We start from the raw sequence: 19,612 nt of genomic DNA, 5'->3' as shown, positions 1-19,612 counted from the left end.
CGCCACCGGATGCGGCCCGACGGCAGCGTGCCCCGGAGCCGGTGCCCGAGGAGGTCACGGGGCGCCGTCCGAGCGCGGCTGGGGCGACACCCTCACCCCTCGAAGCATTCGCGCAGGAACACCACCTGGTCACCGACCACGCGCGACCACAGATCCGGGTCGCCGTAGAAGTCCATGTGGGTCGCGGGATACGACCGCAGCCGACCGTGCGGCGCGCGCCCGGCGAGCTGCGCGGCGAGCTCGGGTGGCGTCTCGGTGTCGTAGGCGGCCACGCACACCAGCAGGGGGACCCTGATCCGGTGGGCGAGGTCGCTGGGCCGATAGCGGATCATGTCGAGCACGCCGCCCGGGGCGATGACACTCGGTGCGCCCTCCTCCGCGCCCAGCGATTCCACGTGCTGGGCCGCGTCCGCGGACGTGACCAGGGCGAGCTCGCCGGGTCGGCCGACCATCGGGATGTAGTGCGGACCCTTCCCGCGGCGGCGCCGCAGCCGGTCCCGTGTGATCGCGGCCAGGAGCCGGAGGGTCTGCCGCGGGCCGCGGCCCTCGACCCTGCGCGGGAATCCGTTGAACGGCACCTGCGCGATCACGCCGCAGATCGCAGCGCCCTCGGAGGCGAGGTGCACGACGTGGGCACCGCCGAGGGAGACGCCCCACAGGGCGATCCGGTCGGTGTCGACGCCCTCCAGCCGGCGGGCCGACGTGATCGCGCTGCGCAGGTCCTTGCGCCGGCCTGCCAGATCCAGCACGTGACGCGGTGTGCCGTCGCTGTCACCCCAGCCTCGGTAATCGATGGCCAGCGCTGCGAACCCGGCCTCGGCGAGGGAGCTCGCCTGCCTGCGGAGACGGGCAGCGGTCCCGCCGACGCCATGGCACATCACCACCAGCGGAGGTGCGCCGGCAGGGTTCGGTGGTCGATAGAGCTGACCCGCGCAGCGCACCCCCTCGGAGTCGAACCAGATCGTGGTGGGGGTGATCGTCTCGTGCTGTGCGGACATCGTCTCCTGCTCCTCGGATCAATTGTCGGCGCGGGATGGATGTTGCCATCGCCGCGAGGGGCTTGTTCCGGCGCGAGGACTCGTGCGCTGCGGTGACGCGGTCGCGCGCCTGCTCAGCCGAAGGCCGTCCAGGTGGTGTCGGCGTCGATGAGCCAGTGGTTGCGCAGTGTGAGCGCGCGTTCCGTCGCGGCCAGGATGCCGGCGACGAAGAGGGTCGTGTTCGCCCAGACCGGCAGCGAGATCGGCGAGGTGAAGGTGCCGACGCGCTCGGCGACCACGTCCATCCTGGTCACCAGCTCCGCAGCCTGGGGGATCATCAGTACCAGTCCCACCAGCAGCACCACGATGGCGAGGGCGCCGATCACAGCACTGGCGCGCGGGAACCGTCGGCCGAAGCGGGCCCGCAGACCCTCGAGCGAGCGAGGGTGCGGGCGCAGGGCGCGGGCGGAGCCGTGCTCGGGCACGTGGTGCATGCGGGTCAGGCCGTAGGCGCTGGTGGCCACCTCGATCACTCCACCAGGAACAGCGAAGGCCACCGGCGGATTCGCGATGTGCTGCTGCACTCCGTCGCGATACAGGGACACGGGCGCGTGCCGTGAGCCCTCGGCGAGCTGTCCGCCTTCGAGCTCCGCGGCGAGGTATCGGACGTCGACGGCATAGCGCTCGGGCCGGTCCTGGTCGTCGGACGGCTCGAGGAAGAACTGGGTGCGGGTCAGCAGGTGCCACCAGCGAAGGTCGCGCAACGGGCTGCCGTCACCGGGACGGGCGCGGCGGAGCTGACGCCGGCGTCTGAGCGTGGCGAACATGATCCTCCCAGGGGCGACCGGCCCAGGGCCGACGGGTGCTGTCGGCCCCCATTCCACCGGATCGGCACGGTTCGCCACCAGTGCGATCTGTCATCTCCTCCGAAGGTGCGAGAGACAGCGGCGGGGGTGCCGAGCCGATGCGCCCGGCTCAGCCCGCCCATAGCGCCCGGTTCCGTCGACGCGCGGCACCCGGCTCAGGCCCCCCGCAGTTCCTGCGGCAGCTCCTCCAGCAGCCGCAGCCACAGTTCGGAGACCGTCGGGTAGCTCGGCACCGCGTGCCGCAGCACGTGCACGGGCACCTGGCCGGTGATCGCGATCGTCGCGGAGTGGATCACCTCGGAGGCCTCGGCGCCGACGAATGTCGCCCCCACCAGAGTCTTCGTGTCGGTATCGACCACGATCTGGGCGGTCCCGGTCACGTCGTCGCGCAGCAGCGCGGATCCTGCCGCCCCGCCAAAGGGGACCTGCGCGGTGACCACCGCGTGCCCGGCTTCGCGGGCCGCCGTCTCGGTGAGGCCGACGGAGGTGACCTGCGGATCGGTGAACACCACCTGCGGCACCGGCACCGTCTCGGGCACCGGCTCCAGCGCCTCCCCGGTCGCGCCGGCGCGGATGGCCTGGCCGATCACCCGGGCGCGGTACTTGCCCCAGTGCGTCAGCGGCGCCTCCCCGCCGGCATCGCCCACGGCATGGAGCCAATCGGGAAGCGGGGCACCGGTCGCATCGTCCGAGGTGGGGCGGGGCGCGCCGGTGATGTCCTCGGTCGTCAGCCCGAGGTGCTCGAGCCCGATGTCCTCCAGCGCTGGTCGGCGGCCGGTGGCGGCCAGGATCTCATCGGCGGTGACGTCCCGTCGGCCGCGGGCATCCTCCACCTGGAGCCGGACCGGCCCGCCGTGGATCCTCCCGAGCCCGGTCCCACGGACCGCGGCGCGCTCGCCGGAGACCACCGAGGTGCCCAGCTCGACGGTGACACCGAGCGCCTCGAGGGCGTCGAGCACGTGCTTCCCGGCGAAGGGCTCGAAGCCGGTCAGCAGGCCGGTGCCGCGCACCAGCATCGTCACCTGCGATCCGAGGGCGGCCATCCAGGTCGCGGCCTCCACGGCGACCACGCCGCCGCCGATGATCACCAGCTGCTCGGGGACCTCCTGCACCCCGGTCGCATCGCGCGACGTCCAGGGGGCGAGTGCCTGCAGCGGTTCGGGGATGACGGCCTGCGATCCGGTCGCGAGCACCACCGCACGACGGGCCCGCACGCGGGTCGGCGCCGAGCCGTCGCCGGACTCGACGAGCACGTCGCGCTCGCCGGCGATCCGGCCGCGTCCGCGCACCACCTGCAATCCCGCCCCCTCGGCCCACTCCACCTGGCCGGTGTCGTCGTAGTGGGAGACCCAGGTGTCGCGCCGGGCCAGCAACTCCTCGCGCTGCACCGTCGGGGTGGTGACCCCCGGCAGGTGCGCGGCGGCGTCGGCCACGGACAGCGGGCGCAGCAGCGCCTTCGAGGGCATGCAGGCGTAGTAGGAGCACTCCCCGCCGAGCAGCTCGCCCTCGACGAGCACGGCGGTCATCTCGGTGCCCTCGATCGCGTACTGGGCGACGTTCTCGCCGACGGGGCCGCCGCCGAGGACGACGACGTCGGCGGTGAGGTCGGGGGCGGAGGTCGGGGTGGACTGCGCATCAGGAGCCATGCAGGCACGCTACGCCTGCCGGGGCGCGGCGTCACGGGTGCGGTCGGTGCTGGTGACGGTCCGGTCCGGGTGGGCCGCCCGACGCCGGGAGCTCGAGGACGGCTGCACCGGAGGTGTGCCTCCGCTGCAGCGGCCGAGCATCACCGTCACATGTGATGTGAGGTACATCTGCGCGCTAATTCTGCACCCGCCACCCGGAAGAAATCGCGCCCTCTAGCGTGGGCGCCATGTCCACGACGGGGTCTCATCAGGCTCCCGCCTCTGCACGCGAGAGGGAGGTCATCGAGGCCTTCCGTGCAGGCGGGGTGCTGACCCGCGCCCGGATCGCCGAGACGACGGGACTGGGACGCTCCACCGTCTCCGCCGTCCTGACCCGCCTGACGGACGAGGGCGCGATCGCGGTGGTCGGGCACGACGAGCAGGACGGCCGCGGCCGCCCCACCGAGCGCCTCGCAGTCGATCCCGACGCCGTGCGCGCGATCGGCATCGACCTCGCCCACGGCGCGGTCCGCGTGGTCACCCTGAACATCCTCGGCGAGACGCTCGCGCAGGAGGAGCGCGCACACGAGGACGCCCTCGGCGTCGGCCCCCGGCACCGGATCGTGCACGAGCTGCTCGACGGGCTCGAGCTCCCGGAGCGCACCCCCGCCCTGCGCGGCATCGGCCTGGGCGTCTCCGGCCCGATCTCCCTCACGCGTCCGGAGCGGGCCCCCTGGCGCGCCCTCGTCGCCGACCTCACCGCGCGTCACGGCGTTCCCGTCCAGGTGGACAACACCACCCGCTTCGCCGCGTTCGCGGAGCACCTGGCGAGCGCGGAGGACGGGCGCACTACCCTGCACGTGCGCTGCTATCAGGGCGTCGGAGGGGCCGTCGTCCGGGAGGGCGCTCTCGACCTCGGAGCGGCCGGCATGGCCGGGGAGGTGGGCCACCTCCCGGTCGAGGAGCCCGGCATGACCTGCCGCTGCGGACGATCCGGCTGTCTGGAGACGGTCGCCTCCACCCCTGCCGTGCTCGCCGCCCTGCGGACCCACGGGATCGTGCTGCGCTCCCCGTCAGAACTGCCCGGGGCGCTCGTCGCCCACCCGACGGCGCTGCGGCCCGTCCTCGATCGCGTGGCACGGTCGATCGCGCGCGCCCTCGTCCTCACCACCACGCTGGTGGACCCCGACGAAGTCATCCTCACCGGCGACCTCTTCGACACCGACGACCATCTGCTCGACGCCGTCCGCCCCCTCGTCGCCGAGGGGGTGGGGGAGCGGTTCCCGCTGGTGCCGCTCGCCCGCGGCCGCCTCGACGCCTTCGCCGGCGCCGTCGGCGCCGCCCTCGTCGTGCTCTCCCCGCGAGGTCGCGCCACGCAGGGATGACTCCCCGCGCCCGACCGCCTCCGGCAGCCTCCCCGACGCCCCTGTCGACCAGGAAAGGACCTGTTCGCATGACCCGTCCGACCCCCGCTTCCGCCGCCTCCTCGCCCACCGCGGCGAGCCCCACCGTCCCCCGCGCCGCACGTCGCCGCGCACTGGGCGCCGCACTGGCCGCGTCCATCTCCGGTCTCATGTTCGGCTGGGACGCGATGGCGCTGAACGTCGTCAAGAACGCACTGGCCTTCCACACCGGCGCGAGCACCGGCATGCTCGGCTTCGCCGTGGCCTTCGGCGTCCTCAGCGCCGTGCTCGGGGCGTTCCTCGCCGGGCGCCTCTCCGACAGGATCGGCCGCCGGGCGATCATGGTGATCGCCGCGATCCTGTTCATCGTCTCCTCCGTCGGCACCGCCTTCGTCGGCAGTTCGATGGCGATGTTCCTGTTCTGGCGCCTCTTCTCCGGGATGGCGATGGGTGCGGCGATGACCATCGCCCCCGCCTACATCTCCGAGACCTCGCCCGCCTCGATGCGCGGCATGCTCGTCTCCCTGCGCCAGTTCATGCTGATCATCGGGCTGTTCGTCTGCGGCCTGCTGGGAGACGCGATGCTCGGGGCCGCTCCGTCCCCGACCGGGGACGCGCCGCTGTCGACCTCCCACCTGGGGGTCGCGGGCCTCGACCTCGAGGTGTGGCAGTGGGCCTTCCTCTCGGTCGCCGTCGGCGGCGTGATCTACCTGGTCGCCTCGCTCGTGACACCCGAGTCGCCACGCTTCCTCATCTCCCGCGGCCGTCTCGAGGAGGCCCGCGCGGTGCTCGTGCGCACCGTGGGTGAGCAGGGCGTCGATCAGCGCGTCGAGGAGATCAGGTTCTCGCTGGGCGATCACGGCGGCGGATTCCGCTCCCTGCTCGCCCCGAGCGGATCGAACCTGCAGCGCATCGTGTGGGTCGGCATCGGCCTGGCCGCGCTGCAGCAGCTGGTCGGGATCAACGCGATCTTCTACTACGCGACCACGATCTTCTCCACCATCGGCTTCGACGAGCAGGATGCCCTCCAGCAGACCCTCGTCCTGACGGGCGTGAAGATCGCAGCGATCATCGTCGGCATGCTGCTGGTGGACCGGATCGGGCGGCGACCGCTGCTGCTGTGGGGCTCGGTCGCGATGTTCGCGGCCCTCGTGGTCACGGCGATCGTGATGCTCACCGCCCCGCAGGTCGCCCAGGACGGCGGCGGTCTCGCCCCCGACCTCGCCTCGAATCCGATGCGTGGGGTGCTGGCCCTGGTGGCGCTGTGCCTGTACGTGTTCGCCTATGCGGGCACCTGGGGACCGATCATGTGGGTGCTGATCGGCGAGATGTTCCCCAACCGTCTCCGGGGCGCCGCGACCTCCGTCGCCGGCGGGGTGGAGTGGGCCTCGAACTTCGCCGTCACCCTGACCTTCCCGGTGCTCGCCGCCTGGTCCATCGGGACCACCTACGCCCTCTATGCCGCCGTCGCCCTCGTCTCGATCGTGTTCGTGCTGAAGTTCGTCCCCGAGACCAAGAACCTCGAGCTCGAGCAGATGGACCAGCTCGCCACCTCCCGCTCCTGACCTGCCGCCCCGACCGGAAAGGCCCCCGCATGTCCACCACCCCCTCCGCATCCGTCGCCGCCACCACCGGCTCCGCCGCACCCGAACCGCAGGGTCGCCGCAGCATCCTCATGCTCATGACCGACCAGCATCGGGTCGACACCATGGGCTGCTACGGCAACACGATCTGCCGCACCCCGACGCTCGACGCGCTCGCCGCGAGCGGGACCCGCTTCGACAACTGGTTCACGCCGACGGCGATCTGCACCCCGGCCCGCGCCTCCCTCTTCACCGGCGCTGCGCCCTTCCGTCACAAGCTGCTGGCCAACCACGAGCGCAACGTCGGCTACATCGAGGACCTCCCCGAGGACCAGTGGACGGTGCCCGAGGCGCTGCGCGAGCACGGCTACGAGTGCGGACTCGTGGGCAAGTGGCACGTGGGCGAGGAGCGGACCGCCGCCGACTTCGGCTTCGAGGCGGAGCACTACCCGGGCTGGCACAACACGGTTGACCATCCCGACTACGTCGCCTGGCTCGAGGAGCACGGTCATCCGCCCTACGCGATCAGCGATCGCATCCGCGGCACCTTCCCCAACGGGGAGGTCTCCAACCTGTTGGCCGCGCGACTGCACCAGCCGCTGGAGGCGACCTTCGAGCACTACCTTGCCGACCGCACCATCGAGATGCTCACCCGCTACGCCGAGGGCGCCCGCACCGGCGAGGCCCCCTTCTTCGTGGTCTCGAGCTTCTCCGGCCCGCACCTGCCCTACGTGATCCCCGACGAGTACTTCGACCTGTACGACCCGGCGGACGTGGAGCTGCCGCGCTCGATCGCCGAGGACTTCGCCGACAAGCCCCCGGTGCAGGAGAACTACTCCCGGCATTGGGCCTTCGACACCCTCACCGAGGAGCAGTCGCGCAAGCTCATCGCCGTGTACTGGGGCTATGTGACCATGATCGATCACGAGTTCGGGCGCATCCTGGCGGCCATGGAGGAGCTGGGCCTGGCCGACACCACCGCCGTCGCCTTCAGCTCCGACCACGGGGAGTTCACCGGCTCCCACCGGCTGCACGACAAGGGTCCGGCGATGTACGACGACATCTACCGCACCGGCGGCCTGCTGCGGGTGCCCGGGTGCCCGCCCCAGGAGCGCGAGGAGTTCGTGACGCTGCTGGACCTGCCGGCGACGTTCCTCGATCTCGCGGGGCTCGACACCTCTCCCGCGGTGGACTCACGTTCCCTGCTGCCGATCGTGCGCGGCGAGCAGGTGGAATGGGACGACCACGTGCTGTGCGAGTTCCACGGGCACCACTTCCCGATCGCCCAGCGCATGCTGCGCGGTCGCCGCTACAAGCTGGTCGTGAACCCGGAGTCCCGCAACGAGTTCTACGACCTGGTGACCGACCCCGACGAGCTCACCAACCGCTACGACGACCCGGAGCTCGAGGAGCCGCGTTCGGAGATGCTCGCCGACCTCTACCGGCGGCTGCAGGCGCGCGGCGACAACTTCTATCACTGGATGAGCTCGATGTACGAGGTGGGGCGCCTCGACCACGACCCGACCATGTCGGGCCTGGACGAGGCGACCTACCAGGGGTAGCGGACGACGGCGGAGCGGTCGGTGGTGCGGTCGACGGGGCGGCCCCCGGCGGCGACCGGCGGTGGGCCAGCGGCTCGTCGCTGGCGCTTGGCCGACTGCCCGGCGCTGCCCCGGCACCGCCGGTTCAGAAGGGCGACGGGGTGAGGGTGTACTTCGACTGCAGATACTCGTGGATGCCCTCGGCCCCGCCCTCGCGGCCCAGGCCCGACATCTTCCAGCCGCCGAAGGGCGCGGCCGCATTGGAGACGACGCCGATGTTCAGCCCCATCATCCCTGTCTCGAGCAGCTCGATCATCCGTTGCCCGCGGGCGAGATCCCGGGTGTAGACGTAGGAGACCAGTCCGTACTCGGTGTCGTTGGCGAGCGCGACGGCCTCGTCCTCGGTGTCGAAGGGGACGATCGCCAGCACCGGCCCGAAGATCTCCTCGCGCAGCAGCGCGCTGCCCGGGGCGACGTTCGTCAGCACCGTGGCCTCGAAGAACGTGCCCGGACCGTCGATCGCCGACCCGCCGGTGGTGACCTGCGCCCCGCGCTCGACGGCATCGTTCACCAGGGTTCCGGTCTTGTCGACCGCGTCGGCGTCGATCAGCGGCCCGATCGTCACCCCCTCCTCGGTGCCGCGCCCCATGCCCAGGTGCTGGACCCGTTCGGTGACGCGACGGGCGAACTCCTCGGCCAGCGAGCGGTGGACCAGGAAGCGGTTCGCGGCGGTGCAGGCCTGCCCGATGTTGCGGAACTTCGCCGCGAGCGCGCCCTCGACCGCCTGCTCCAGATCGGCGTCCTCGAACACGACGAAGGGTGCGTTCCCGCCCAGCTCCATCGAGGTGCGCAGCACACCCGGTGCCGCCTGGGCCAGGAGCTTCTGCCCCACACCGGTGGAGCCGGTGAAGGAGAGCTTGCGCAGCCGCGGATCGGCCAGGATGGGCTCGGAGACCGTGCGCGAGGAGGTCGAGGTGACGACGTTGACCACGCCGGCGGGGAGGCCCGCCTCCTCCAGCAGCGCCACGAAGAACAGGGTCGTGAGCGGGGTCAGCTGCGGTGGCTTGATCACCACGGTGCATCCGGCCGCCAGCGCCGGCGCGATCTTGCGGGTCGCCATCGCCAGCGGGAAGTTCCACGGCGTGACCAGGTAGCACGGTCCGACGGGATGCTGCGAGACGATCATCCGGCCGTGTCCCTCCGGGGTCGCGCCGTACCGTCCCTGGATCCGGCCGGCCTCCTCGCTGAACCAACGCAGGAACTCCCCGCCATAGGTGACCTCCCCGCGCGCCTCGGCCAGGGGCTTACCCATCTCCAGCGTCATCAGCAGAGCGAACTCCTCGGCACGCTCCTGGAGCAGATCGAAGGCGCGCCGCAGCAGCTCGGCCCGCTCCCGCGCCGGGGTCGCGGCCCAGGCAGGGAAGGCATCCGCCGTCGCGTCCATCGCCTGCTGGGCGTCCGCGCCCGAGGCGGAGGCGATCGTTCTGAGCACCTCGCCGGTCGCGGGATCGCGGACCTCCAGCGTCTTCCCGCTCCCGGCGGCGCGCCAGCTGCCGGCGATCAGCAGCCCGTCGGGCACGCGGGCCAGCAGATCCTGCTCGCGGTTCTCGGTCATGATTCTCCTTGCGACGTGGTGGGGACGTGGGGGGGGTGGGGGAGGGCCGACGGGTCGACGCCACCGTCGGAGGGCCGATGGGTCGACGCCACCGTCGAAGGGTCGACGGGCAGGCGTCGTCCTCTCGAGAGTGCGCGGTCCCGGATGCTCAGGCGGCGGCCGAGCTCCCGGCGGATTCGGCGTCGGCGGCCGGCAGCAGGTTCCCGCGGAAGCCGAGCACGTGGCGCTGTTCGTGCAGATCGAATCCGCCGAGGCGGTGGAGAACATCGAGAAGATCCTCGCGGTCGACGGGATCGACGGCGTCTTCGTCGGCCCTTCCGACCTCGCGGCCTCGATGGGGGTGCTCGGCCGGCAGTCCCACCCCGACGTGGTCGCGAGCGTGCGCCGCGTGATCACGGCGGCGACGGCGGCGGGCATGCCCGTCGGCGTGAACGCCTTCGACCCGGAGGTGGCTCGGGGGTATGCGTCCGACGGGGTCGACTTCCTGCTGGTCGGCGCCGACGTGGCGATGCTGGCGCGGGGCTCCGAGAACCTCGCCGCCGCCTGGGTGCCCGCCGAGGACGAGAGCGGGCGGGCCTCGTCCTGAGAGGACGGCGGCCCGACGGGCTTCCCGGGGAACGGCGGCCCGAGGATCCTCCCCGGTGCCCCGGCGTCCACCGCGGAGCGTCGGCATGCTCGTCCGTCGGCCCCCGCTCGTAGGCTCGGACCCATGAGAATCCTGCACACCTCGGATTGGCACCTGGGGCGCACCCTGCACAAGGTCGACCTGCACGAGCACCAGGCCGCTTTCCTCGACTGGCTCGTCGACCTGGTGCGGGAGAAGGAGGTCGACGTCGTCGTCATCCCCGGCGACGTCTACGACCGCGCCGTGCCCGCCGTGACGAGCGTGACGCTGCTGGACGACGCCCTCGCGCGCCTGGCGGACACCGGCGCCACCGTGGTGCTGACCTCCGGCAACCACGACTCCCCGGAGCGGCTCGGCTTCGGCCGCGCGCTCATGCGCGCCGGGATCCACCTGCTCACCGACGTCCCCGGCATCGAGCACCCCGTCAGCGTCGAGGACGAGCACGGCGAGGTGCTCTTCTTCGGCCTGCCCTATCTCGAGCCGGACAGGGCGCGCACCGAGCTCGCGGCCGACGGCGAGCAGCCGCTGGCCCGCAGCCACGAGGCGGTCACCCGCGCCGCCCTGGACCGCGTGCGCGAGCGTGCCGCCGCGCATCCGGGGGCGCGCACGGTCGTGCTCGCCCACACCTTCGTCACCGGGGGAGAGGCCTCCGATTCCGAGCGCGACCTGTCCGTCGGCGGTGTCGACTCGGTGCCCGCCGGCGTGCTCGGCGGCATCGACTACCTCGCCCTCGGCCATCTCCACGGCTGCCAGGACCTCACCGCCACCGTCGGCGCCCCCGCCTGGTACTCCGGCTCGCCGCTGGCCTTCTCCTTCTCCGAGCGCCGGCACCGCAAATCCGTGCTGCTGGTCGACCTCGGCGCCCGTGACGAGAACGGCACCGCCGCGGTGAGCGTGGAGCGGATCGCGACTCCCGCCCCGCGGCGCCTGACCGAGCTGCGCGGATCGCTCGAGGAGATCCTCGCGCAACAGGATTCTCACGGCGGTGACTGGCTCAAAGCCGTCGTCACCGACGCCGCCCGGCCCGCCCACCTGCAGGAGCAGCTGCGCGAGGCGTACCCGCACCTGCTGGTCACCGAGTACGAGCCGGAGGGTCGCACCGCCTCGGAGCACACCCCGGTGGTGCGCCGCGAGCAGAACCCGCTGCAGGTGATGGACGAGTTCCTCGCCGCCACCACCGGTGCCGATCCCACAGCCGGCGAACATCAGGTCCTCGAGCGCGCCTACACGCAGGCGCGCGGCCAGCGGGAGGCCTCATGAAGCTCCACCACCTGCGCTTGACCGGCATCGGCCCCTTCGCCGGCACCATCGACATCGATCTCGCCGCCCTCGGCGCCAGCGGCATGTTCCTGCTCGAAGGTCCGACGGGATCGGGCAAGTCCACGATCGTGGACGCGATCGTCTACGCCCTGTACGGCCACGTCGCCGGGAGCGCCACCAGCGGAGACCGCATCCGTTCCCAATTCGCGGCCCCCACCGAGCCCAGCGTCGTCGACCTCGTCTTCGAGACCGGCTCCGGCATCTACCGCGTGCGCCGCCGGCCCGAGTTCCAGCGCGCCAAGAAGCGCGGCACCGGCACCACGAAGGAGCAGGCCAAAGCCGTGCTGTGGCGGATCGGCTCCCCGCAGCTGATCCCCGCCGTCATCGCGGACACCGCCGGCGGCGGGGCCGATGTCCAGGCGCTCGCTACCCGCATCGACGAGGTGGGCCGGGAGATCCAGCGCGCCGTGGGCCTGACCCGGGAACAGTTCACCCAGACGGTCCTGCTGCCGCAGAACGAGTTCGCCCGCTTCCTGCGCGCCGGCACCGGGGAGCGCCAGCAGGTGCTCCAGCGCGTCTTCGGCACCGAGATCTACGCCGACGTCGAGAAGCAGCTCGAGGAGATGCGCAAGACCGCCAAACGGCAGGTCGACGCGGCGACGGGGACCCTCGGCCGTGCCCTGGCCCGCTACGTCGAGGCGACCGGCGTCGACGAGGAGCATGCCACCGCCCTCCAGGAGGCCGCCGCCGCGCTGCGCCTCGAGCCGCTCGCCACCCTCGCCGATGAGCACCTCGAGGCCGCCGCCGCCCGCGCGCAGGAGGCGCACGGCCACGCCGAGACCGCTGCCGCCGCCGAACAGGCCGCCCGCACCGCCGCCGACGCGACGGACGCGGCCCGGAAACGCATCGACCGCCGCCGCGAGCTCGACACGCTCGCCGCCCGGCTGGAGACCGAGCGCCCCGCGATCGACAGCGCCCGCACCGCCCTGCGCCGCGACGAGGCCGCCCGACCGGTCGTCGCGCTGCTGCAGCGCCGGGACCGGGCCTCGACGCAGGCGGGGGAGGCCATCGAGCAGCTCGCGCAGCAGGCGAGCACCACCCGCGAGGAGCACCCGGAGCTCGTCGACCTGCTCGGTCCCGCTGCGCATGCCGCTGCCGCCGATCAGCAGCTGGCCGCAGCGGCGGACGAGGCCACCTCCGCCGCGGGTGCGCTCGCCGATCTCGTCGCTCTCGAGACCGCCCTGCCCACCCGCGGCAAGGAGCTCGCGGACCGTCGCGAGGCCCTGACCGCATCGGCCACGGCCCTCGAGACGCTCATCCAGCAGGCCGCTGCCCGCCCCGCGGAGCGCGAGCAGCTCGTCGCCGACCGCGCGCGGGAGCGCACCGCCGCTGCCGCGCTCGGGGACGCCCGCCTCGCCCAGCGCACCGCCGAGGAACAGCGCCGCGCCGCCACCGCGGCCGTCGCCCAGAAGAAGGCCGTCGACACCGCGAAGGACAGGGCCTCGCGCACGCTGGCCACCGCCAAGGACTTCGCCGAGACCGAGGCGGAGCTGCGCCGCCGCCGCTTCGCCGGCATCGCCGCCGAACTCGCCGTGGACCTCGCCGACGGCGAGGCCTGCCCCGTCTGCGGTGCCCTGGAGCATCCCGATCGCGCCGATCAGTCCGAGGACGCCGTCAGCCCCGAGCAGGTCGAGGAGGCCGAACAGCGGCGGAAGACGGCCGAGTCCGAGCAGGCCGGCGCCGAGCAGGCCCATGCCCTCGCCGCCCAGGAGCTCACCCGGTTGCAGGACGCCGCCGGGGAGCTCACCGCCGAGGCCGCCGAGCAGGCCGTCACCGCGGCGACGCAGAACCTGCGCACCGCTCGTGACGCAGAGGCGAAGGCCGCCGAGCTGGACGCGACGATCACGCGCCACGACGAGGAGAGCGCCCGACTGGACCGGCGCCGCGAGCAGGACGCCCTGGCCGTCGAACGTGAACGCACCGCCCTCACCGGGCTCGAGCAGACCCTCGAGGCCGACCACGCCAAGGTCACCGAGGCCCGCGGAGAGCACGAGTCCCTCGCCGCCCGGCGCCGCGGCCACCTCGCCACCGCCCGCGCGGCGACCGGCCTGCGCGAGGCGCTGCGCCGACGGACCGAGGCCGAGCAGCGCGCCGCCGAACTCGCCACCGAGGCGGAGCAGGCCCTGGCCACCGCGGACCTCGCCCCGGAAACGCAGGCCGGTGCGACCGGCGAGGACGACCTCTCCGCCGACGGGCCGGCCCGCACCACGGATGAGCAGGCCCGCGCCGCCGTGCTCGAGGAGGACGAGCGCCACCGCCTCGCCCGCCTGCTCGAGACCCGCACGGTGGAGGAGTCCCGCCTGTCCGACGGCCTCGCCGAGGAGGGGATCGCCGGGACGACCGCGAGCGACGAGGCCCGCGAGCGGGCCGATGCCGCGCGCACCGCGGCGACCGAGAAGCTCACCGCTGCCCGGGCCGCCGCCCGCGAGGCCGCCGACCTCGCGGCCCGCCGGGGCGCCGTCGCCGAGCGCGGGAGAGAAGCGCGCGCGGCCCTCGCCACGGCATCGGCCCAGGTGGAGACGGTCAGCGCGGAGGCCGGGGTGGTGGTGCGCGTGGCAGACCTCGCCACCGGCCGCTCCGCCGACGGCGAGCGCGTGCAGCTGTCCACCTATGTGCTCATGTGGCGGCTGGACGCGGTGGTGCAGGCCGCGAACGCGCGCCTGGCTCTGTTCTCCGGCTCCGACCTCGAGCTGCTGCGCGACACCGGCAGGCGCGGCGCCCGCAAGACCGGCCTCGACCTGCTGGTCATGGACCGCCGCACCGATCAGGTGCGCGTGCCCGAGACCCTCTCCGGTGGGGAGACCTTCTTCGTCTCCCTCGCCCTCGCGCTCGGTCTGGCCGACATCGTCACCGGCGAGGCCGGCGGAGTGCGGATGGAGACCCTGTTCATCGACGAGGGCTTCGGCTCCCTGGATCCCGAGACCCTCGAGACCGTGGTGCGGGAGATCGGGCGGCTCGCCGAGCACGGCCGCACCATCGGCATCGTCAGCCATGTCGGGGACATGAAAGCGCAGATCGCCGAGCAGATCCATGTGCGCCGCGGCGCCGATGAGCGTTCCCACGTGACCATCACGGCCTGAGACCGGCGGCGCGTCCCATGCGCGATCATGGGATCCCCGCGGCCCGACGCGCCGTTCCTCGATCCACCTCCAGGGAGGCTCCTTCGTGAATCCCACCTCGCCCGGCTCCGCGATCATCGGCGTCGGCCATCACCGACCCGAGCGGGTCCTCACCAATCATGACCTCGAGAAGATGGTCGAGACCAGCGACGACTGGATCCGCCGCCGCACCGGCATCCAGGAGCGCCGCATCGCCGGGGACGCCGAGACCGTGGCCGAGATGGCGACCCGTGCCGCACGGTCCGCCCTCTCGGATGCGCGGATCGATCCGGCCGAGGTCACCCAGGTGATCGTCGCGACCTGCTCCGATGACGAGAGGTCCCCGAGCACGGCCGGTCGCGTCGCTCACGCCCTCGGCCTCTCCGCGCCGGCCGCCTTCGACATCGGTGCCGCCTGTTCCGGTTTCGGCCACGCCCTGGCCGTCGCGGACCAGGGGATCCGCGCCGGCGCTTCCACCGCGACCCTGGTCATCGGCGCCGAGAAGCTCTCCGCCGTCACCGACTTCACCGATCGCACCACGTGCGTGCTCACCGCCGACGGCGCCGGCGCCGTCGTCCTGCGTGCGGCGGAGGAGCCCGGGATCCTCCCCGTCGTCTGGGGCACCGTCCCGGAGCTCGTGGACGCCGTGACCATCAGCCCTCCCGGGGGATTCTTCGCCCAGGACGGCCGTCAGGTGCTCGGATGGGCGCTGCGGGAAGCTCCCGGCATCGCCCAGCAGGTCGTCGAGGCGGCCGGCCTGACGATGGAGGACATCGACGTGTTCGTCCCGCACCAGGCGAACTTGCGCATGATCGAGCCGCTCGCCGCGTCGCTCGGGCTGCGCGAGGACGCCGTCGTCGCCGATGACGTCATCACCTCCGGGAACACCTCGGCGGCCACGATCCCGCTGGCGATCTCCCGGATGCGCGAGGCAGGTCGTGTGCCCTCCGGGGCCACGGCGCTGCTGCTCGGCTTCGGGGGCGGTTTCTCCTACGCGGGGCAGGTCGTGCGGCTGCCCTGACCGACGCGGCAGGACGGGTTTCACCCCCACCTGGCCGGCCGCGCGTCCCGCCGGTCCCCGGCCCGCCAGGGCCTCCACCGACACCTGCCTGTCGCGTCCCACCGGCGCCTGCCTGTCGCGTCCCACCGGCGCCTGCCTGCGCGTCCCCCTCACGTCACCGGGCGAGTTCGGCGATGTCCTCCGGCATGTCCTCGCTGCCGGGGGTCTTCGTCCACGCCCCGTCCTCGCCGCGGCGCACGCTCGCGTTGCCGTGATCGGTCGAGAGCACCCACAGCACGTCGTCGCCCAGCTCCCACACCACGCCGGGCACGTCCCGGTTCGCGTGGCCGAGGTCGTCGGACCACACCTCGGTGCCGTCGACCGTGCGGATCGTCGGTCTCAGCTCGACCCCTTCCGCCAGCAGCACCGCCGTGAAGTCACCGGACGGCGAGGTCACCGGGCGCTCCTGCGTGGCCTGGCGCTCGTCGGCGGCGCGAGAGGCGCAGGAGGTGACGGCTCCCGCCGCGAGCACGCCGGCCGCCGCCAGCAGGGCCCGCCGGCTCGTGCGCCGTCCCGCCGCAGTGCTCGACTCCATCCGTGCTCTCGCCATGGCTCCCCTCAACGCCGCGGGTCCCGATCGGAGGCATCCTGCTGCGGGCGGGCCCGTCGGCCCTCATCGTCCAGCGGCCGTTCGTGGACGAACAGCGGCACGCGCAGCCGGGTCAGCACAGGGGCGAAGAACGCGCCGAGCAGAGCGCCCAGGGAGTTGGCGAACACGTCGTCGATGTCGGCGATCCGCACCCCGCAGGGGTACAGCCCCCACGCGCCGGTGTACTGGGTGGCCTCGATGAGCACCGACAGCATCACCCCGATCGCCAGCGAATTCGTCACCTCCAGGCGGAACACTCCGCGCAGCACCGCCCCCAGCGGCATGAACAGCATGACGTTCGCCGCCAGCTGCAGAATCGGCCAGCTGACCAGCAGGCCTGGCAGCGAGGTTCCCTCGGCGTGCACCTCGAACAGCTGCAGCAGGGTGTTGAAGGGATAGGGCCGCAGCTCGCCGCCGGACCGGTTGCCGCACGTCGCGGCGATCTCGTAGGCGGGAGCGACGGTCAGCCCGGCCAGGGCCATCGTGTAGATGCAGATGGCCGCCACGCCGACCAGCCGCAGCGGCCGCACCCGCCCGAAGCGGTGCCGCTGCAGCAGCACGGCGGGGGACAGGATGATCACGAAGACCCCGAGGCCTCCGACCACCCCCACCACACCCAGGCGCAGGAACTCGTTCACGCAGGGAACGCTACGGGTCGGTGCTGAGCGGATCCAGGGGTGGGTCGGGGACGACACAGGTCAGGCCCCGGAGCACCACGCGGAGCCCCTCGCTGAAGGCCGTGTCCGCGTCGAAGGAGTCCTTCTCAGGTCCCGCGCTGAGCTCGCTGAGCCATGGATGCTTCCGGCGCGCGCCGCTGCGGTCGAGGCGTCGGACCTCCTCGGCCCACCAGGCCCGGTACGAGGTCCCGGAGAGATCTGACTCGCGCTGCTCCGTCCGCAGCAGCAGCGCCATGCCCTGGATGTAGGCGCTGAAGGCCAGGTAGCGCGTGAACGCGGCGTCCGTGTCCAGGCCGATCGCGACGAACGCCTCGACGGCGGCGCGGGAGGCGTCGAGGACGGCCGGAACCAGCGGCGGGCGCGTGCTGGCCAGGACATCGACGAGCCAGGGGTGCTCGCGGTAGGCGCGCCACTCCGAGACGGCGAGCCGAGCGAGCGCCTCGGCCGGTGCTTCGCTCCGCGGCGGCGTCGTCGCGTGCCGCGCGAGGACGTGGTGGACCATCATCGACACGAGCCGGTCGCGACTGCCGAGCTCGCGCTGCGCAGCCGCCAGTGCCAGTGCGCTCCGATCCGCGACCGAACGCAGCGTCACGGCCGCGATCCCGTGCGCATCGGCGAGGGCGATCGCGGCCTGCAGCGTCGCCGAGGACTCCCGCGCCACCGGTGCCGGGCGCCCGGACGCGCTCAGTCGTCCCTCATCGCGGCGGCGCCGGTATGCCCGCGCCTGGCACGAACGCGAGCAGTACCGGCGCGGTCGCCCGGTCCGTTGCACGACGTCCCAGCGGCGCCCGCACTCCACGCATCTCATGACGACGACCTTTCGACGCACGCTTCGTGTGACGAAACCACTGTAGAGGGATGCCGGTGGTGGGTGACCCTGAAGGCCGGACCCCGACCTTCGCAAGGAGCGCACATGACCGTACCGGCCACCACGACACGACTCGCCATGACCTCCGAGCTCGACCAGGTGACGGCGCTGTGCGTCGCGGCGTTCGCGGACGAGGCCGTGATCACCTGGGTCCTGCCCGACCCTGCGACGCGGCGTGCGTCCATGCGCAGCATGTTCGACACCTCGCTGGCCGCGGCCATCGAGGCCGAAGCCCTGGTCCTCGCCGTCTCCGGCGCGGATGAGCCGATCGGCGCCTCGATCTGGATCCCGCGCACGAGCCGTTCCGAGGCGGCCGCACCCCAGCCCGGGGATGATCCGGTGGCACGCCGCCTGGCGGCGGCCCACGACGCCACCGAGGCCCGGCGGCCCAGCACCGCGCATCTGTCCCTGTCCTCCATGGCCGTGCTGCCGGAGCATCGTGGACAGGGGGCAGGAGGAGCGATGATCGCGTCGGGAACGGCCCGGGCGGGCGAGCTCGGTCTGCCCGTGCATCTGGAGGCGTCCACGCCGCAGAACCGCTCCCTCTACGCACGGCACGGATTCCGCGACCACGGCGAGCCGATCCGACTGCCCGAGCAGGGCCCCGCCCTGCAGCCCATGTGGCTCGACCGTGACCGGTCCGCGACGGTTCCCCCGACGGTATGACCGTGATCGGACCCCAGGTGGATCCGCTTCCTGCGCCGGCCGCGACAGACTGCCCCATGATCGAGACGTGGACCTGGCAGATCCCCTTCGCCCTGGTCGGCGGCACGCGCTGATCACCCTCCTGCCCGCGATGCTGACCATGGTCGCCGTCCTCGCCGTGGCGCTGACGTGGACACTCGCCACCGGGGAGCGGGAGCTGCCGACGCCGCTCGTCCCCGGTGCGGAGCTGCTGCGCCCGGCGGCCATCGGACTGGGAGCGCTGGTGACCGTGGTGCTGCCGGCGCTCCGGGGCAGCGGGGCCTCGCCCGGCCAGCGGCTGGTCGGCATCCGCCCCACCTGGAACGGCCGACGGGGCAGTCTCCGCCAGCGCCTGCTGCGCGCCCTGCCGGTGGCCGGCGTGTACGCGATCGCCCCGGGTCTCGCCGATCTCTTCGCCGCCGCGCACCTGCCCCTGCTGCCCTCGCTGAGCGGTGCGGCGACCGCCGCGGTGACGCTGGGGACCATCGCCGTGGTGCTGCTGGTCGATCCTCGCGGACTGTCCGGTCTGATCAGCGGCGCGACGATGGTGGATCGGAGGACGGTCGAGCGCGGGCCGGCCGCTGGCTCTTGAGCACCTTCATCGCGAATCGCGAGGAGATCTTGGCGACCCCGGCGATGGTGATGATCTGCTCGGTGAGGAAGTGCTCGTAGGCCTCGAGATCGCTCACGGCCACCCGCACGAAGTAGTCGGGGGCGCCGAACAGCCGGTACAGCTCGACGACCTCGTCGAAGGCGGCCACCGTCGTCTCGAAGTGCTCGACGGTGCCGCGGTCATACGCCGTCAGCTCGACATCGAGGATCACCTCGAAGGCCTGATCCAGCGCGGCGGGGTCCACCTGCGCCGAGTACCCGAGGATCACGCCGTCCGCCTCCAACCGCTGCACCCGGCGCAGACAGGGGCCCGGCGTGAGGTGCACCTTCTCGGCCAGGGCGACGTTCGACAGGCGTCCGTCCTCGCGCAGGTGATCAATGATTGCGCGATCGACGTCATCCAAGCTCATCTGTTGCATCATAGCCGCCGCGGACCCGCAATCTCGCAACCCGCTGGCGGGCGAGTCTT

The 19,612-nt window shown here is 72.7% G+C and carries 17 protein-coding genes; 9 read left to right on the top strand and 8 right to left on the bottom strand.

Going from position 1 to position 19,612, the window contains the following annotated elements; genetic code table 11:
• Nucleotides 1–92 precede the first annotated feature (92 nt).
• The 3 genes from BH708_RS10390 to BH708_RS10380 all read right to left on the bottom strand — a co-directional run bounded on the left by BH708_RS10390 (nucleotide 93) and on the right by BH708_RS10380 (nucleotide 3,489).
• Nucleotides 93–998: an alpha/beta hydrolase gene (locus tag BH708_RS10390; RefSeq protein WP_076808499.1), complete on the bottom strand. Its 906-nt coding sequence runs from the start codon at nucleotides 996–998 to the stop codon at nucleotides 93–95.
• 113 nt (nucleotides 999–1,111) lie between these two features.
• Nucleotides 1,112–1,804 (bottom strand): hypothetical protein, encoded by a 693-nt coding sequence (locus tag BH708_RS10385; protein WP_076808498.1) that lies wholly within the window; start codon nucleotides 1,802–1,804, stop codon nucleotides 1,112–1,114.
• Nucleotides 1,805–1,998: 194 nt separating this feature from the next.
• Nucleotides 1,999–3,489, bottom strand: a complete 1,491-nt coding sequence (locus BH708_RS10380) for an NAD(P)/FAD-dependent oxidoreductase (RefSeq protein WP_076808497.1) — start codon at nucleotides 3,487–3,489, stop codon at nucleotides 1,999–2,001.
• 227 nt (nucleotides 3,490–3,716) lie between these two features.
• Here BH708_RS10380 and BH708_RS10375 point away from each other — a divergent pair, with 227 nt between their 5' ends.
• The 3 genes from BH708_RS10375 to BH708_RS10365 all read left to right on the top strand — a co-directional run bounded on the left by BH708_RS10375 (nucleotide 3,717) and on the right by BH708_RS10365 (nucleotide 8,016).
• A complete protein-coding gene (locus tag BH708_RS10375; protein WP_076808496.1) occupies nucleotides 3,717–4,853 on the top strand; it encodes an ROK family transcriptional regulator in 1,137 nt (378 codons plus the stop codon).
• A gap of 68 nt (nucleotides 4,854–4,921) precedes the next feature.
• A complete protein-coding gene (locus BH708_RS10370) occupies nucleotides 4,922–6,436 on the top strand; it encodes a sugar porter family MFS transporter (RefSeq protein WP_076808495.1) in 1,515 nt (504 codons plus the stop codon).
• A 29-nt stretch (nucleotides 6,437–6,465) separates the two neighbouring features.
• A complete protein-coding gene (locus BH708_RS10365) occupies nucleotides 6,466–8,016 on the top strand; it encodes a sulfatase-like hydrolase/transferase (protein ID WP_083713476.1) in 1,551 nt (516 codons plus the stop codon).
• Nucleotides 8,017–8,140: 124 nt separating this feature from the next.
• Here BH708_RS10365 and BH708_RS10360 read toward each other — a convergent pair whose 3' ends face one another.
• The gene (locus BH708_RS10360; protein ID WP_076808494.1) at nucleotides 8,141–9,610 is read right to left on the bottom strand and encodes an NAD-dependent succinate-semialdehyde dehydrogenase; all 1,470 of its coding nucleotides are present in this window, start codon (nucleotides 9,608–9,610) and stop codon (nucleotides 8,141–8,143) included.
• Between BH708_RS10360 and BH708_RS20500 the strand changes: the two genes are divergently transcribed.
• The 4 genes from BH708_RS20500 (at nucleotide 9,609) to BH708_RS10340 (ending at nucleotide 15,674) form a co-directional block, all read left to right on the top strand.
• Nucleotides 9,609–10,196 carry an aldolase/citrate lyase family protein gene (locus BH708_RS20500; RefSeq protein WP_083713475.1) on the top strand — a complete coding sequence of 196 codons (588 nt, stop codon included), beginning with the start codon at nucleotides 9,609–9,611 and terminating at the stop codon, nucleotides 10,194–10,196. The two genes, BH708_RS10360 and BH708_RS20500, sit on opposite strands and share 2 nt — an antisense overlap.
• Before the next feature lie 123 nt (nucleotides 10,197–10,319).
• Nucleotides 10,320–11,495 (top strand): exonuclease SbcCD subunit D, encoded by a 1,176-nt coding sequence (locus tag BH708_RS10350; RefSeq protein ID WP_076808492.1) that lies wholly within the window; start codon nucleotides 10,320–10,322, stop codon nucleotides 11,493–11,495.
• Entirely contained in the window at nucleotides 11,492–14,635 is a 3,144-nt protein-coding gene (locus tag BH708_RS10345; RefSeq protein ID WP_076808491.1) for an AAA family ATPase, read from the top strand. Before BH708_RS10350 ends, BH708_RS10345 begins: the two co-directional genes overlap by 4 nt.
• Before the next feature lie 85 nt (nucleotides 14,636–14,720).
• Nucleotides 14,721–15,674 (top strand): beta-ketoacyl-ACP synthase III, encoded by a 954-nt coding sequence (locus BH708_RS10340; protein WP_076808490.1) that lies wholly within the window; start codon nucleotides 14,721–14,723, stop codon nucleotides 15,672–15,674.
• Between the two features lie 154 nt (nucleotides 15,675–15,828).
• Here BH708_RS10340 and BH708_RS10335 read toward each other — a convergent pair whose 3' ends face one another.
• Genes BH708_RS10335 through BH708_RS20005 form a run of 3 tightly spaced genes read right to left on the bottom strand, consistent with a single transcriptional unit; the run spans nucleotide 15,829 to nucleotide 17,640 of the window.
• The gene (locus BH708_RS10335) at nucleotides 15,829–16,263 is read right to left on the bottom strand and encodes a hypothetical protein (RefSeq protein WP_157235856.1); all 435 of its coding nucleotides are present in this window, start codon (nucleotides 16,261–16,263) and stop codon (nucleotides 15,829–15,831) included.
• 8 nt (nucleotides 16,264–16,271) lie between these two features.
• Entirely contained in the window at nucleotides 16,272–16,940 is a 669-nt protein-coding gene (locus BH708_RS10330; RefSeq protein ID WP_076808488.1) for a VanZ family protein, read from the bottom strand.
• A 10-nt stretch (nucleotides 16,941–16,950) separates the two neighbouring features.
• Nucleotides 16,951–17,640 carry a TetR/AcrR family transcriptional regulator gene (locus tag BH708_RS20005; protein WP_172805753.1) on the bottom strand — a complete coding sequence of 230 codons (690 nt, stop codon included), beginning with the start codon at nucleotides 17,638–17,640 and terminating at the stop codon, nucleotides 16,951–16,953.
• A 252-nt stretch (nucleotides 17,641–17,892) separates the two neighbouring features.
• Between BH708_RS20005 and BH708_RS10320 the strand changes: the two genes are divergently transcribed.
• Together BH708_RS10320 and BH708_RS10315 are read left to right on the top strand one after the other, a co-directional pair.
• Complete coding sequence (locus BH708_RS10320; RefSeq protein WP_076808487.1) at nucleotides 17,893–18,513, top strand: N-acetyltransferase; 621 nt, start codon at nucleotides 17,893–17,895, stop codon at nucleotides 18,511–18,513.
• 67 nt (nucleotides 18,514–18,580) lie between these two features.
• The gene (locus BH708_RS10315; protein WP_076808486.1) at nucleotides 18,581–19,123 is read left to right on the top strand and encodes a hypothetical protein; all 543 of its coding nucleotides are present in this window, start codon (nucleotides 18,581–18,583) and stop codon (nucleotides 19,121–19,123) included.
• Here BH708_RS10315 and BH708_RS10310 read toward each other — a convergent pair.
• Nucleotides 19,062–19,553 carry an Lrp/AsnC family transcriptional regulator gene (locus tag BH708_RS10310; protein ID WP_076808485.1) on the bottom strand — a complete coding sequence of 164 codons (492 nt, stop codon included), beginning with the start codon at nucleotides 19,551–19,553 and terminating at the stop codon, nucleotides 19,062–19,064. The genes BH708_RS10315 and BH708_RS10310 overlap by 62 nt on opposite strands.
• Between the last annotated feature and the right edge of the window lie 59 nt (nucleotides 19,554–19,612).

This window comes from Brachybacterium sp. P6-10-X1, from assembly GCF_001969445.1.
In the GTDB taxonomy this organism is placed as follows: Bacteria; Actinomycetota; Actinomycetes; order Actinomycetales; family Dermabacteraceae; genus Brachybacterium.
Note: the sequence above shows the minus strand (reverse complement) of the source record. Positions and strands in the feature narration are given on the sequence as shown.